The organism is Janthinobacterium sp. PC23-8, from assembly GCF_002250505.1.
In the GTDB taxonomy this organism is placed as follows: Bacteria; Pseudomonadota; Gammaproteobacteria; order Burkholderiales; family Burkholderiaceae_D; genus Janthinobacterium.
Window position 1 is genome coordinate 610,764 of record NZ_NJGY01000002.1, and the last position, 14,761, is coordinate 625,524.

General features: G+C 63.7%; 14 protein-coding genes. 7 read left to right on the plus strand and 7 right to left on the minus strand.

The genetic code is table 11. The annotated features are described in order from the left end of the window. Position 1: 1 nt before the first annotated feature. Positions 2 to 1,588 (minus strand): hypothetical protein, encoded by a 1,587-nt coding sequence (locus tag CD932_RS17890; RefSeq protein WP_141213288.1) that lies wholly within the window; start codon positions 1,586 to 1,588, stop codon positions 2 to 4. 388 nt (positions 1,589 to 1,976) lie between these two features. Here CD932_RS17890 and CD932_RS17895 point away from each other — a divergent pair, with 388 nt between their 5' ends. Together CD932_RS17895 and CD932_RS17900 are read left to right on the plus strand one after the other, a co-directional pair. After that, positions 1,977 to 2,672, plus strand: a complete 696-nt coding sequence (locus CD932_RS17895; protein WP_094444134.1) for a phage tail protein — start codon at positions 1,977 to 1,979, stop codon at positions 2,670 to 2,672. 104 nt (positions 2,673 to 2,776) lie between these two features. Next, positions 2,777 to 3,472, plus strand: coding sequence for a phage tail protein (locus CD932_RS17900; protein ID WP_094444135.1), 696 nt, complete (start codon positions 2,777 to 2,779; stop codon positions 3,470 to 3,472). Positions 3,473 to 3,566: 94 nt separating this feature from the next. Here the strand turns inward: CD932_RS17900 and CD932_RS17905 are convergent, their stop codons facing one another. Further along, complete coding sequence (locus tag CD932_RS17905; RefSeq protein ID WP_094444136.1) at positions 3,567 to 4,556, minus strand: hypothetical protein; 990 nt, start codon at positions 4,554 to 4,556, stop codon at positions 3,567 to 3,569. Next, on the minus strand, positions 4,553 to 4,864 hold the full coding sequence (locus CD932_RS17910; RefSeq protein WP_141213289.1) for a hypothetical protein: 312 nt from the start codon (positions 4,862 to 4,864) through the stop codon (positions 4,553 to 4,555). The genes CD932_RS17905 and CD932_RS17910 overlap by 4 nt, the downstream gene beginning before the upstream one ends. A gap of 94 nt (positions 4,865 to 4,958) precedes the next feature. On the opposite strand from CD932_RS17910, the gene CD932_RS17915 reads away from it, so the two are divergent. From CD932_RS17915 to CD932_RS17930, 4 genes are all read left to right on the plus strand, one after another. After that, positions 4,959 to 5,450 carry a GNAT family N-acetyltransferase gene (locus tag CD932_RS17915; RefSeq protein ID WP_141213290.1) on the plus strand — a complete coding sequence of 164 codons (492 nt, stop codon included), beginning with the start codon at positions 4,959 to 4,961 and terminating at the stop codon, positions 5,448 to 5,450. Beyond that, positions 5,447 to 6,160, plus strand: coding sequence for an aspartyl/asparaginyl beta-hydroxylase domain-containing protein (locus tag CD932_RS17920; RefSeq protein ID WP_094444139.1), 714 nt, complete (start codon positions 5,447 to 5,449; stop codon positions 6,158 to 6,160). Before CD932_RS17915 ends, CD932_RS17920 begins: the two co-directional genes overlap by 4 nt. Then, the gene (locus CD932_RS17925) at positions 6,157 to 7,212 is read left to right on the plus strand and encodes a hypothetical protein (RefSeq protein ID WP_094444140.1); all 1,056 of its coding nucleotides are present in this window, start codon (positions 6,157 to 6,159) and stop codon (positions 7,210 to 7,212) included. The genes CD932_RS17920 and CD932_RS17925 overlap by 4 nt, the downstream gene beginning before the upstream one ends. A gap of 63 nt (positions 7,213 to 7,275) precedes the next feature. Further along, positions 7,276 to 8,598 (plus strand): GGDEF domain-containing protein, encoded by a 1,323-nt coding sequence (locus tag CD932_RS17930; RefSeq protein WP_254926655.1) that lies wholly within the window; start codon positions 7,276 to 7,278, stop codon positions 8,596 to 8,598. Positions 8,599 to 8,675: 77 nt separating this feature from the next. Here CD932_RS17930 and CD932_RS17935 read toward each other — a convergent pair whose 3' ends face one another. The 4 genes from CD932_RS17935 to CD932_RS17950 all read right to left on the minus strand — a co-directional run bounded on the left by CD932_RS17935 (position 8,676) and on the right by CD932_RS17950 (position 13,255). Then, positions 8,676 to 10,907 (minus strand): NADP-dependent isocitrate dehydrogenase, encoded by a 2,232-nt coding sequence (locus CD932_RS17935; protein WP_094444467.1) that lies wholly within the window; start codon positions 10,905 to 10,907, stop codon positions 8,676 to 8,678. A 285-nt stretch (positions 10,908 to 11,192) separates the two neighbouring features. Continuing rightward, the gene (locus CD932_RS17940; protein WP_176461038.1) at positions 11,193 to 11,651 is read right to left on the minus strand and encodes an amidase family protein; all 459 of its coding nucleotides are present in this window, start codon (positions 11,649 to 11,651) and stop codon (positions 11,193 to 11,195) included. A 45-nt stretch (positions 11,652 to 11,696) separates the two neighbouring features. After that, the gene (locus CD932_RS17945; RefSeq protein WP_094444143.1) at positions 11,697 to 12,305 is read right to left on the minus strand and encodes a glutathione S-transferase family protein; all 609 of its coding nucleotides are present in this window, start codon (positions 12,303 to 12,305) and stop codon (positions 11,697 to 11,699) included. 44 nt (positions 12,306 to 12,349) lie between these two features. After that, positions 12,350 to 13,255: a LysR family transcriptional regulator gene (locus CD932_RS17950; RefSeq protein WP_094444144.1), complete on the minus strand. Its 906-nt coding sequence runs from the start codon at positions 13,253 to 13,255 to the stop codon at positions 12,350 to 12,352. Between the two features lie 122 nt (positions 13,256 to 13,377). On the opposite strand from CD932_RS17950, the gene hmgA reads away from it, so the two are divergent. Beyond that, positions 13,378 to 14,673, plus strand: a complete 1,296-nt coding sequence (hmgA, locus tag CD932_RS17955) for a homogentisate 1,2-dioxygenase (protein WP_094444145.1) — start codon at positions 13,378 to 13,380, stop codon at positions 14,671 to 14,673. Positions 14,674 to 14,761: the final 88 nt, after the last annotated feature.

Consider the following 14,761-nt stretch of genomic DNA (forward strand, 5'->3'; position numbering starts at 1 on the left):
TTTATCTGCCCGCTGTCGCCGTCAGGAACACCTGATCGTTCAGCGCCGACAGCATCTGCGTGCGCTGCTGCGCCTTCTGCTCCTGGTTCAGCTGCGCCTGGCCAGCCTGGTACGGCCCCAGAGCAGCCACCAGGTCGCGCGTCAGCGAGTTGACGCTCGGGCTGGCAAGGTCGGACTTGAGCTTGCCCATTTCATAGCGCTGCACGCGCGTGTTCTGGCTTGACGACTGCTCCAGGCTGGCCTTGGCCAGCTTGCCGTCCTGGTAGGCGATGCTGGCCAGGCTGCTGGCCGTGTCATCGATCTGATGGTAGGTATAGTTCTGTGATTCCGGCTGCCCCGTCAGGCGCAGCGTGGTGCCGGCCACCAGCGGCATATGGAAGCTGGCGCTCAGGCTGGCGCTCTGCTGCTGCGCAATCGATCGCTCGTCATAACTGCGCCCGCCCAGGCTGGTAGCCTGCCCCACTTCATAGCTGAACGCATCCTGCTCGGACAAGCGCATCGGATTGTCCATCTTCGGCGTTTGCACTACCTTCGCGGAAAAATCGGCCAGGCCCGTCAGCATGGCGCGGTCCTCGGCCGCCAGCGCCCATTTGCCGGGAGTCGTGCCACCGGTGGACAACCGGGCCGCCTCGCCCACCGGGCTGTGCAGGGTGCTGAAGGTCTCCTTGAACAAGCTCATCAAAGCGCCATCGGCATGGCCGCGCGTGGCCGCCTGGTCGAACTGGCGCATGTAGCTTTTCATGGCGCGCGCCTGCTGCTCCGGTCCGCCCAGGCTGGCGGCCTTGCTGGCGTCGACCTTGACGTCCAGGCTGCCGGCCGCGCCACTGAAAGCAACCTTGCGCTGCATGGCGTCGGCCTGGAATGACAGCGTCTGCACGCTGGGCGGCGTGGTGTTCAGGCCCACCTGCGCGCGCAGCTCGACCGAGGCCAGCTGCTTTGCATCGAACTGCATCAGGCCGCCCAGCCTGAGCTGCGGCGGATCCTGCGCCATGCCGTCAATGGCTTGCTGGAAGGCTTTCGACAACTGGCCCAGCGCGTGAGTCTCCTCGTCGCTCAAGGCGCCGCTGGCCGTCAGTTGCACGCCCAGCGCGTCGCCATCGCTGTCGAGCGACAGTTTTACTTCAACCCCGCTTCTGGTGGTGATGCCCAGGCTGAAGCGGTCGTCGCCCATGCCGTGCAGGGCGCCCGAGACGCCACCGGCGAGGGCCGCGTAGGTACCGGCCTGGACGCCGCCTGCGCTGCGCTGCGCAGTCTGCGACAGTTGCGTCACGCCACCCCTCACCTGGTCGAGCAGGGCCGCGCCCAGTCCTTTGAAGCGCCCGGCGCTGGCGCCGGCGGCAAAATTGTTCGCCATCAACGCGCTGACGGCGTCGCGCGAAGCGCGCTCCCATTGCAAGGGCGGAGCATGGCCCGGATCACTGGCAGCCTTGGCCGCCGAGGGGCCGATATTGTCGCTGAGGGCGACGATGGCCGATGGTGACGACACTGGCGCATCAGCAAGGTCGCTCGCGTCCATCGGCGCTGCTGCTGTGCGCGACAGGCTCGGGGTCCACGCTGAAGCGGAAGAAACGGCGCGCATGTTGCTCATGTTCTGGTCAATATTGGTATATGTAACGTCTATAACGGCAAATGCGGGAAAAACATGAGTTCGCCTGAATAATTCCGGAATGAAGCGAATCGACAATATACACACTTTCTAACACTGATAATATCCGGCTTGAATTGCAGCGCAATTATCCTCGCAAGTCAACAAAAAAATTAATACTATATCTTCCAAATTAAATAACTAATCATGCTATGCATCCTGGACCACCTGAACGCGTCGTATATTTTCAACAATAATGATGCAACCATGATTCCAGGTGATGTTTTTTTAAATTTGAATTAATATACATGCTCCATGCAAGCCCGAATCTGCCAAGCGCGGCCGGGCGGTGCCATGTCGTTTTTCATTCAAAATAAAAGGGGCAATCAATATGGATTCATTTATCGGCACCATCATGAGCGTGGGCTTTTCCTTTGTTCCGCGCGGCTGGATGAGCTGCAACGGCCAGTTAATAAGCATCAATCAGAACCAGGCCTTGTACTCCGTGCTCGGCACGCAATACGGCGGCGACGGCCAGAATACCTTTGGCCTGCCCGACCTGCGCGGGCGCGTGGCCGTCGGCGCCTCCGTCGGCGCAGCGGGACGCATCAACGCCACGATGGGCGTCGCCGGCGGCAACGCGGCCACCACCATCAGCACGCAAGGCAATGGCACGGCCAGCGTCACCCTGGGCGTGGCCAACCTGCCGCCCCACAACCATGTGGCCACGTTTTCGGCTTCCGGCGGCACCCCGTCCACGGTGGAGATCAAGGTCAGCAACGACGCGGCGACCTCGGAAGCGCCGCTGGCCGGCGGCTATCTGGCGACGGGCGCGAGCGGCGGCAACAGCCAGCCCATGCTGTATGCGGCCACCGTCGACCAGGGCACCACCAAACTCAATGCGGCCACCGCCACCATCACCGGTGGCGGCGGCAGTGGCAGCGTGACCATCGGCAACACCGGTAGCGGCCAGACGCTGGCGGCGCCAGTCACGGTCAACACCATTTTCTCCGCGCCCGCCGTGCCGCCATTCCAGGGGGTGCAGTACATCATCTGCGTCGAGGGCATCTACCCGACCAGGAATTGATTGACCAGTCCGCGATGCGTAACGCAGCAAGAACAGTCATGCCACCAGATTCCATGGTGGCGCAAACGCCCCGTTGCAGTACCTCACAATGAAAGGCGACAAACATGGACCCATTGCTCGGCAGCATTATCGCCGTCGGCTTTAATTTCGTTCCCCGCGGCTGGATGAGCTGCGCGGGCCAATTACTCAGCATTAACGGGTACAGCGCCCTGTACGCCCTGCTCGGCACGCAATACGGCGGCGACGGCCAGAATACCTTTGCCCTGCCCGACCTGCGCGGGCGCGTGCCCGTCGGCACCGCCCTGGGCATAGGGGGACGCATCAATGCCGCCATGGGCACGACCGGCGGCGTGGCGGGGGCAAGCATCACCAGCACCGGCACCGGCAGCGCCGCCGTCACTCTGGCCGTGGCCAACCTGCCCTCGCACAACCATGCGGCGACCTTTTCGGCTACGGGCGGCAGCGCCTCCACGGTAGAGTTCAAGGTCAGCAACGACGCGGCGACCTCGGAAATGCCGCTGGCCGGCGGCTACCTGGCGACAGGCGCGAGCGGCGGCAACAGTCAGCCCATGCTGTATGCAAGCACGGTCGATCAGGGCACCACCACACTCAACGCGGCCACCGCCACCCTCAGCGGCGGTGGCGGCAGTGGCAGCGTGAGCGTTGCCAATACGGGCACCGGCGCCACGCTGAACGCACCGGTCACTGTCACCAGCACCGCTTCCGTGCCCACGGTGCCGCCGTTCCAGGGGGTGCAGTACATCATTTGCGTGGAGGGGGTCTTTCCGAGCCGTAACTGATTTTTGGCGATGGGGCGCGCCGACGCCGCCCTGGCTGGCGATGCAATACCTGAGCGCCACCGAGGGCGATTACCCGATGCGCAAGGCAAGCCGCTCAGCCGCGCACGACGCAGGCCAGTCCCGGCGCGCGTCCCAGCCGGTACGAAAAGTCCAGCGTTTCACCGCCCTTGAGCTGCGGCTTGCCGGGCAGGTGCAAGGGCAGGTTCAGGCTGCAATCGTAGTCGTGCAGCACGATCTGGCCACGCACGCGGATGCGCGTGAGCAGTTTCGCGGCCGTGCCCGCCTGCGCCGGCACGGCAACGCTGGCGGCCGGCAGGAACGTCTCTTGCCGATCCCGCCATGCCAGGATGGCGGCCGCATCGATCTCGAAAATGCGGCCCCAGTCGGCGCAAGGCTGGTCCGGCTGCTTGCGCGCCGCGCCCAGGTGCACGGCGATCGCCTCGGGCACCAGCGCCGCCGCCGGCGCCTGCACGTACAGATTGCGCATGATGGCCACCTGCGGCTCCTTGCCCAGCGCCGTGTTCATGGTCTCGCTGACGATCACGTCGGGCGTGGCGTCCGGCGCGATGCGGTAGCTGGCGGCGTCACAGCAGAGATACTGCGCCACGTGCGCCTGGTAACCGAGGTCATGGATCAGGGCGCGCGCATCATCGAGCGCCGCCTGGTGCACTTCGAGCAGGGTAAATTGCACCTGTTGCGGCGAAAACAGCGCCATCAGCGGCAGCGCCAGCAAGGCGAACGGGCCGCAGCCGGCGTACAGCACCGACACCGGCCGGCCCTGCGCCAGTTCAAGCGCGGCGCTGATGGCCGACGCCAGGCCCTGGACAAAGGCGGCCGTGCGCAGCGGTTCGCGCGCACACAGCGCCGCCTGCACCGGCGAGATCGCCCAGCCGCTGTCGAGCGTGCTCTCACCGTCGGTCATGCGGCCGGAAGGCTCCATCGACAGGCGCGAATGGCGCTCGACAAACACGCGCAACTGGCCGGTTTCGGCGATCAGGGAGGTGAGCGGGCGAGCCGGATCGGCGATGGCGCGGGCGATGGCCGCCAGTTCGTCCCGCTCCTTGCGCAAGACGGCGCCGTTCATGACAACGATACCTGATAGCACTGCTTGCCCAACTCGATTTGCCTGGGCGGCTGCGGTGTGCTGATCGGCCACAGATACAGTTCCAGCCGCCCCAGTTGCGGGTGGTCGAGAAAATAATTGCCTTCGGCCAGCAGCAGTTCGGCGGGACCGGCAAACACCATGCTCAGCGGCGTGCGGAATTGCTCCGGCAGCCCGCGCCGCGGCAATTCCTTCACTTCGCTCAGCGCCAAAGGCACCAGGCCGGCGGCGGTATGCGCCATGAAAACGGTCTCGGCAAAGGGGCCGAGCAGGTCGAGGGTAATATTCATCGGGAAATCCATGAAATGTGATTGCAAGACGAGGTGAATGTTGGCAGCATAGCAAATAGACCACCATTTGAACCACCCTTTTTTTGGAGCACCGGTGTATTTCCTCCCCTCCCCTTTCCACTTGCGCGAAGTCGATCGCGCCAGCGACGACGACCGGGCGTTCGTGCGCGCGCTATATCACGCCAGCCGCGACGACTTGCGGCAGCTGCAAGCCGATCCCGCCATCATCGAGCAGTTGATCACGATGCAGCAAAACGTGCAGGAACATGGTTGTCAGCAGGCTTATCCGCAAGCGCGCCAGTGGCTGATCGAACGGCACGGCGCACCGATCGGCCGCCTGATCGTCGATCCGGGCGAGCAGGCGCTGCGCGTGGTCGACATCACGCTGCTGCCGCAAGCGCAGGGCCAGGGCGCCGGCGCCGTCGTGCTCGCAGGCTTGCAAGCGCATGCGGCGGCGCAGGGCTGCGCCGTCAGCCTGGCCGTCAACCAGCACAATGCGCCAGCGCGCCGGCTGTATGCGCGCCTGGGCTTCGCCCTCGACAGCGAGGACGAGGTCCAGCAAGAACTGCGCTGGAGCGCGCCATGACCGCGCCCAGCACCTGGCTGCGGCTGCCGCTGCGCTTCGACGTAGCGCGCATGCAACAGGAAAGCGACCAGTTCACCTCCACCGACTGGATCAGCCACTTCAATACCGGCGCGTATGAAAACGGCTGGAGCTGCCTGCCGCTGCGCTCGCACGGCGGCGACCCGCTGCATATCATGCCGCTCGACGACGCCGTCTACGCCGACACGCCGCACCTGGCGCGCTGCCCTTGCCTGCGGCAAGCGATCGCCGGCATGGACTGCGAGGTAGGCGCGGCCCGCCTGATGGCGCTCGACGCCGGCGCCGTGATCCGCGAACACCGCGACGCCGGCACGGCGCTGGCCGACGGCGTCACGCGCATCCATATTCCCATCCATACCTCGCCGCAAGTGCTGTTTCGCATCGATGGCGAGCAGGTGCACTTTTACGCCGGCCATGCCTGGTATATGGACGCCAGTTGCCGCCACGCCGTGGAAAACCGTGGCGATGCAGCGCGCGTGCACCTGGTGCTCGACTGCGTCACCAACGACTGGCTCGAAAGCTTGTTTGCCAGCGCCGGCTTCGTGCCGAAAGCGCCGCCCAAGTATGGCGACCCCAGCATCAACGACGGCAATGTGCGGGAAATCATCGCCCGCCTGCGCGCCAGCGGCGAGCCGGCAGCGCTGGCCGTGGCCGAACGGCTCGCCGCGCTCGAGCGCGGCGCGGTGCCATGACCGCGCACCAGGGTTTCGCGCTGCAGGAGCGCCAGCTGACCAGGGGCGAACAGGTGGCCTGGCGCGAGGGCATGGACCTGCGCCACTGGTATCCGCTCACCGCCACCTGCCACGATGGCGACATCACGCTGGCCTGGCGCGACATGACGGACATCTCCTTTACCGACTCCTTCTTTGAAAATACCCTGGCGCGCCAGCCGCGCGAACAGCGCCGCGTCTGCCATGCGCCGGCGCGGGCGCTGGCGCAATTCGCCCAAGGCGAGGCGGCGCTGGCGCCGAGCGCCTTCGTCTTCCATGTCTCGCGCTGCGGCTCGACCCTGCTGACGCAGTTGCTGGCGTTGCTGCCGCAGTGCATCGTCATGTCCGAGCCGCCCATCATCGACTCGCTGCTGCGCCTGCACCATGAGGCGGGCGCCGCCGCTGCCGGCGACACCGTGGCGCTGCTGCGCCAGGCCATGCTGGCCATGGGCCAGCGCCGCACGGGGCGCGAAAGCCATTTTGTCATCAAGTTCGACTGCTGGCATCTGCACAGCCTGGACTTGCTGCGCCAGGCCTTCCCCGGCACGCCCTGCCTGTTCCTGTACCGCGCGCCGCTGGCGGTGCTGTCCTCGCACCACCGCCAGCGCGGCCCGCAGATGGTGCCAGGCCTGATCCATCCTGCCCTGCTGCCGCTGCCGGCCAGCAGGCTTGCGCCCGGCGACCTCGACGCCTACACGGCCCTGGTGCTGGAAGGTTTTTATCGGCAGGCGCGCGTCCATGCGGTGGCCGGGCGGCTGAGGTTGGTCAACTACAGCCAGTTGCCCGCCATCGTATTCACGGAACTGCTGGACTTGCTGGGGCTAGCCTGCACTGCCCGGCAACGCGACGCGATGCGCCAGCGTTCGCAATCTCACTCCAAATATACGGGCAACGCCTACCGCGGCGATCCGGGGCTGCGGCAACCGGAACACGAAGCGCGGCTGGCCCAACTGGCGGCCAGCCTGGCGCCGGCGTATGCGGCGCTGGAACAGGGCAGATTGGGTGGCGCCAGCACAAATGTCATGGAAATATAAATATTTCAATTATTTTCATAATGAACAGTTGATGTGCGGCGCTGGATTGTCCATTAGAATGCAATGATGCACACCATCATTCGCGCCCCCATGGCCAGTTTCGCCGACCTGCTGTTAGATGCCATCTGCATGGTCGATGCCGACGGGCGCTTTGTGTTTGTCAGCGCTGCCTGTGAAAGCATTTTCGGCTACACGCAACAGGAAATGATCGGTCGGGTCATGCTCGACATGGTGGCGCCGGCCGACCGCCAGCGCACCCTGGCGGCGGCGCGCGCCATCATGGACGGACACGCCCATACGCATTTCGAAAACCGCTATATCCGCAAAGACGGCAGCCTGGTGCACATCATGTGGTCGGCCCGCTGGTCCGAAGCCGACCAGCTGCGCGTGGCGGTGGCGCGCGACATTACCGTCTTGAAGCAAACCCGGCAAATGCAGGCGGCGCTGTACGCGATTTCCGAGGCGGCCCATGCGTCCGAAGACCTGGCGACCTTGTTTCACCACATCCACCAGATCCTCGGCGAACTGCTGGCGGCGGCCGGTTTGTGCATGACCTTGCTGGACCAGCACGGCCAGCCTGAAGAGTTTTCCTCGCGCGCCGAAGCGGGCCACGCGGCGCCGCCGTCCGACTTGGCGCGCCAGCTGGCCGGCGAAGTGCTCGCCAGCGGCCTGCCCTTGCAGATCGGTCCCGGCAAGCTTGCCGGCAGGTTCGCGATCGACAGCGAAGAGCACTGGCTGGCCGTGCCCCTGACGACGGCGCGGCGCACCATCGGCGCGCTGTTGCTGCGCAGCGGCAGCGACCTGGCCGGCTATACGGCGCAGGACCAGGAACTGCTGCAGTTCGTTGCCAAGCAGATCGCCACCGTCATCGAACGCAAGCAGCTGAACGCCCACATGCAGTTCATCGCCATGCACGACGAGCTGACCGGCCTGCCGAACCGCCGGCTGTTCCTCGACCGCCTGCAAACCGCGTTTGCGCGCGTCCAGCGCCGACGCGAACGCTTGTCGCTGCTGTTTCTGGACCTCGATGATTTCAAGCTGGTCAATGACGAGCACGGCCATGCGTGTGGCGACCTGCTGCTGCAGGCGGTAGCCAAGCGGGTGCGGCAATGCCTGCGCGAAACCGACACCCTGGCGCGCCTGGGCGGCGACGAGTTCGTGGTGCTGCTCGATAACGACGCGCATGGCGACGACGTGCTGCTGGTCGAGCAGAAGATCCATGCGGCGCTGGCGCTGTCCTTCGCGCTCGATAACGGCCACTGCCTGCGCATGACTGCGAGCATCGGCTGTGCCCACTATCCCGAGCATGGCGACAGCACGCAGCAGTTGCTGCGCCATGCCGACCAGGCCATGTATGCGGCCAAGGCGCGGGCGGGCAAGCAATAAAAACGCCGCCGGGATCACTCCCGGCGGCGTCCTGATGCGGCGCCTTTGCTGACGGCGCCGCACGATTTTCTACACAATCAGATGCTGTCCAGCACCGCATTCAAGGTGGCGCTCGGACGCATGACGGCTTCCGTTTTCACCGGATCAGGCATGTAGTAGCCGCCGATATCGGCTGCCGAACCTTGCGCGGCCAGCAGTTCTTCGACGATCTTCAACTCATTTTCGCTCAGGGCGGTAGCCAATGGCGTGAAATGGGCTTTCAGTTCGGCGTCGTCGTTCTGCGCAGCCAGCGCCTGGGCCCAGTACAGCGACAGGTAGAAATGGCTGCCGCGGTTGTCCAGTTCGCCAGTACGTGGCGATGGCGACTTGTTGTTGTCCAGCAGCTTGCCGGTCGCTTCGTCCAGCGTCCTGGCCAGGATCTTGGCCTTGGCGTTGCCGGTCTTGATGCCCATGTCTTCCAGCGACACGGCCAGCGCCAGGAACTCGCCCAGCGAATCCCAGCGCAGGTGGTTTTCTTCGACCAGCTGCTTGACGTGTTTCGGCGCCGAACCGCCGGCGCCCGTCTCGTACATGCCGCCACCGGCCATCAAAGGCACGATCGACAGCATCTTGGCCGAGGTGCCCAGTTCCAGGATCGGGAACAGGTCGGTCAGGTAGTCGCGCAGGATGTTGCCGGTCACCGAAATGGTGTCCAGGCCGCGTGCGACGCGCTCCAGCGTGAAACGCATGGCGCGCGTCTGCGACATGATCTGGATGTCCAGGCCGTTCGTGTCGTGGTCTTTCAGGTAGGTTTGCACCTTCTTGATGACTTCGTTTTCATGCGGACGGAAGGTGTCGAGCCAGAACACGGCAGGCATGCCCGAGTTGCGCGCGCGGGTGACGGCCAGCTTGACCCAGTCGCGGATCGGCGCGTCCTTGACCTGGCACATGCGCCAGATATCGCCCTCTTCCACGTCCTGCGACAGCAGCACTTCGCCGGTGGCGATATCGGTGATATTGGCCACGCCCGCTTCGCTCACTTCGAAGGTCTTGTCGTGCGAACCGTATTCTTCTGCTTGCTGCGCCATCAGGCCCACGTTCGGCACAGTGCCCATGGTCTTCGGATCGAAGTTGCCATGCCATTTGCAAAAGCCGATCATTTCCTGGTAGATGCGCGCGAAAGTTGATTCCGGCATCACGGCCTTGACGTCTTTCGGACGGCCATCGGCGCCCCACATCTTGCCGCCGATACGGATCATGGCCGGCATCGAGGCGTCGACGATGATGTCGTTCGGCGAATGGAAGTTGGTAATGCCCTTGGCCGAATCGACCATCGCCAGTTCCGGACGGTTGGCGTGGCAGGCGTGCAGATCCTTGAGAATTTCTTCTTTCTTGGACGTCGGCAGGGTGTCGATCTTGTCGTACAGATTGACCATGCCGTTGTTGACGTTCACGCCCAGTTCGTCGAACAGCGCGGCGTGCTTCTCGAACGCATCCTTGTAGAAAATGCGCACGCAGTGGCCGAACACGATCGGGTGCGAGACCTTCATCATGGTCGCTTTCACGTGCAGCGAGAACATCACGCCGGTCTTGAAGGCGTCGTCGATTTCCTTCTCGTAGAATTCCAGCAGCGCTTTCTTGCTCATGAACATGCTGTCGATGATTTCGCCGGCCAGCAGCGAGACCTTCGGTTTCAACACGATGGTCTTGCCGGATTTGGTGACCAGTTCCATCTTGACGTCGCGCGCGGCGGAAATCGTCATCGATTTTTCACCGTGGTAGAAGTCGCCATGGTGCATATGCGACACGTGAGTGCGCGACGCCTGGCTCCACTCGCCCATCGAATGCGGGTGCTTGCGGGCAAATTCTTTCACGGCCTTCGGCGCGCGGCGGTCGGAATTACCTTCGCGCAGCACTGGATTGACCGAGCTGCCGATGCATTTGCCGTAGCGGACCTTCAGGGCTTTTTCTTCGTCGGTCTTTGCATCTTCCGGATAGTCCGGCAGCTTGTAGCCGCGGCCTTGCAGTTCACGGATGCACGAAACGAGCTGACCGACCGAGGCGCTGACGTTCGGCAGCTTGATGATATTGGTGTCGGGGTTTTGCGTCAGGGCGCCCAGCTCGGCCAGGGTGTTCGGCACTTTCTGGTCATCGGACAGGTACTCGGGGAACTCAGCCAACACGCGCGAAGCGACGGAAATATCGCTGGCGACAACGTCGACGCCTGCCGGCGCGGTGAACTTCTTGATGATCGGCAGCAGGGAGTACGTCGCCAGCATGGGCGCTTCATCGGTCAGCGTGTAGATGATCCTGGATTTTTGTGTTGCCATGTTCATTCCCTTGTATGCGGTGATGCTTGGTGGTTAACTTTCTTCGTTCCAAACACAGGGTGGTTGACCTTGCTTTGGACGGCTAGTGTACCGGCGGTGACGCCGTGCTTGGCCCACCACGTATTTTAGACTGTCCTGCCGCCGTTTGTGTACCCGATGGCGCGGAATCTTATATAAGACAGCAAATTAGGCGGCCAGGCCAGTGCACAAGCGCCAATTTCATGCAATAAAACGAAATTTCACCTGTTGAAATGCAATAGTGACAATATCAACATGCAAACAAGCTCAGTTCAGGACGGCCTCGATGCGTGCTGCGGCGGCAAACAGCTGCGCTTCCGCGCCCGGTGCGCACATCACGGATATGCTCGGCGGCAGGCCGCTGGCCGGGTCCGTGAATTTCCAGGCTGGAATGGCAAGCGCCGGCAAATCGAGGTAATTACCCAGGGTGTGGGCGGTAAACCAGCCATTGACGCCAGGCTTCAACGACAGCCGGTTCATCTGTCCATGAAGGGGCGCCAGCAGCCCCAGTGTCGGCAAGACCAGCACGCCATCGCTGCCCAGCAGCGCCTGGTAGCGCATCCGGGCCTCGGCAAACCGCGCCGCGATCGCGTTCACCTTGACCGCGCTGCGCGCTTTCACCAGCGGCGCAATCAGCATCCAGCGCAGCAGGCCTTCGTCGATGCTCGCCTTGCCCGTGAACTGGCGCAGCAGCTCGGCCCACGGCGAAAAGCGGCCTGCCATCATAAAAATCATCGAGGATCAGCTTGGGTATCTGCTTGTGATGGCTGATTAACCTTCGGTGGCGGCCATGGCCTTCTGCCAGGCCGGGCGCGCTTCGATGGCGCGCACAAACGCTTGCAGCTTCGGCCAGCGCGCGCCTTCCGGCTGTTTGACAGCAATGCTGACGGGAAAGCTGAGCATGATGTCGGCGCCGCTGAGACCCTCGCCGATAAAATGGCCGCAAGGCTGCATGATGCTTTCCAGATAGTCAAAATGGCTGACCACTTCGCCATCGATGCGCCCGTGCAGCGGCGCGCCGCCGTCGCCCAAGCGTGACACATAAATACGCAGCAGCAGCGGGATCATGGCCGAGCCTTCGGCAAAATGCATCAGCTGCAGATGGCGCAGCGCCTCGGGCGAGCCGGCCGGCGGCAGGAACTGCCCGTGCTGTTCGCACAGGTACTGCACGATGGCGCCCGACTCTTCGATCAGCACGCCATCGACTTCCAGCAGCGGCGACTTGCCCAGCGGGTGGATGGCTTTCAGTTCCGGTGGCGCGAAATGGGTGACGGCGTCACGCTGGTAGCGCACCAGTTCATAGTCCAGTCCCAGTTCCTCGAGCAGCCAGACGATGCGCTGCGAGCGGCTTTGATTCAGATGATGTATGCGGATGGCCATGGTCGCTCCTGACAAGTAAAACGCCATAGTAATGCACAGGTCGTTTATTCGGCGAACGTTTCTGCCAGCAAGGTGCGCAGCCACTGGTTGCCCGCATCCTGGGTATAGCGCCGGTGCCAGAAGATATTCGTCTGCAGCGTCGGCAGCGCCAAAGGCGGGCGCAGGTATTCCAGATTGAACGGCGCGGCGGCGCGCTGCGCCAGCTTTTCGGGCACCGTCACCACCAGGTCGGTGCCGCCGACGATATACGGCACGGCCGTGAAATGCGGCACCTGGCAGCTGGCGGCGGCGCGCACACCGGCTTTTTCCAGCAGCGCATTGACTTTATCGTAAGGACTGTCGGACGAGGCCACAAGCAGATGCTCACACGCCAGGAAGCGTGTCAGGGTCGGCTGGCCGTTGCCCAGCGCATGGCCCTTGCGAAACATCGTCACATAGGCCTGCTCGAACAGGCGCCGCTGGTACAGCGCGCCCGAGACATCGTCAAACGCGCCGATCGCCAGGTCCACCCGGCCTGCCTCCATTTCCGTCTTGATATCGATGGCGCCGGCGCGCACGGTACTGAGCTGCACCTGTGGCGCCTGCTGGCGCAGCAGTTCCACCAGCACCGGCATGAAATACACTTCACCGACGTCGCTCATGGCCAGGCGAAAATGGCGCGCGCTGCTGGCGGCGTCAAACGCCTGCGGTGGCTTGAACGCTTCGGCCAGCGTGGCCAGGGCGCCGGCCACCGGCTCGGCCAGCAGCAGCGCATAGGGCGTCGGCTGCATGCCCTGCGCCGTACGCACGAACAGTTCGTCATTGAAGGTGCGCCGCAGCCGGCCCAGCGCATTGCTGACGGCCGACTGGCTCAGGTGCAAGCGCCTGGCCGCCATGGAAATCTGGCGCTCGCGGTACACCTCGTGGAATACCACCAGCAGGTTCAGGTCGATATTGCGGATGTCGATCATGGTGCGGGCCTCAAGGGCAAAGAATTATTCACGCTGTAAATACTCTGTATTTAGCTATTTATCTCGTCAAATATTATCCCACGTTCTACAGTGAAGCCTGCTATCGCACTGGAGATAAAACAATGAATCCACCCTACCAATCCGGCTTTGCCAATGAATTTGCCACCGAGGCCCTGCCCGGCGCCCTGCCCGCCCACCGCAATTCGCCGCAGCGCGCCGCCTACGGCCTGTATGCAGAGCAGGTGTCGGGCACGGCGTTTACCGCGCCGCGCAGCCATAACCGCCGCTCCTGGCTGTACCGCATCCGCCCGGCCGCCATGCACCGGCCGTTCCAGCGCCTGACCAATGGCCGTATCGCGGCCGACTTCGAGCACGTCGAGGCGCCACCGAACCAGCTGCGCTGGGACCCGCTGCCTATGCCAGTTGATGCCACCGACTTTATCGACGGCTGGGTGACGATGGCCGGCCACGGTTCGGCGGCGGCCCAATCGGGCTGCGCCATCCACCTGTACGCGGCCAACCGCGACATGCAGGGACGCTATTTCTACTCGGCCGACGGCGAATTGCTGATCGTGCCGCAGCAGGGCCGCTTGCAGCTGCGCACGGAACTGGGCGTGATCGATATTGAGCCACAGGAAATTGCCGTGATCCCGCGCGGCATCCGCTTCCAGGCCCTGCTGCCCGACGGCGAGGCGCGCGGCTATATCTGCGAAAACTTCGGCGCCCTGCTGCGCCTGCCCGACCTGGGCCCGATCGGCTCGAACGGTCTGGCCAATCCGCGCGACTTTTTGACGCCCTGCGCCGCCTATGAAGACGTGGAAGGCGCGTTCGAACTGGTCGCCAAGTTCTGCGGCAACTTGTGGACGGCGCAGATCGGCCATTCGCCGCTCGACGTCGTCGCCTGGCATGGCAATTACGCACCCTGCAAATACGATCTGCGCCACTTCAACACCATCGGCTCGATCAGCCACGACCACCCGGACCCGTCGATTTTTCTGGTGCTGCAGGCGCCCAGCGACACGCCCGGCGTCGACACGCTGGACTTCGTGATCTTCCCGCCGCGCTGGCTGGTGGCCGAAGACACCTTCCGCCCACCCTGGTTCCACCGCAACGTGGCCAGTGAATTCATGGGCCTGATCCACGGCCAGTACGACGCCAAGTCCGCCGGTTTTCGCCCCGGCGGCGCCAGCCTGCACAACTGCATGAGTGGCCACGGTCCCGACGCGGGCACCTTCGACAAGGCCAGCAGCATCGACACCACGGTGCCGCAAAAGGTCGACAACACCATGGCCTTCATGTTCGAAACGCGCAGCGTGCTGTGCCCCACCGCCCACGCGCTGGCGTCGCCGCAATTGCAGGGCAATTATTTCGAGTGCTGGATGGGCATAGGCAAGCATTTCGATCCGGCCAGGCCTTGATGCATGGCTCCCGGCTGGTGCCAGCCAATCTCGTTCGGGTCCTGCTCCATCCCGGCCTATAATGCGGATCGATCCATAGGGAGATTTG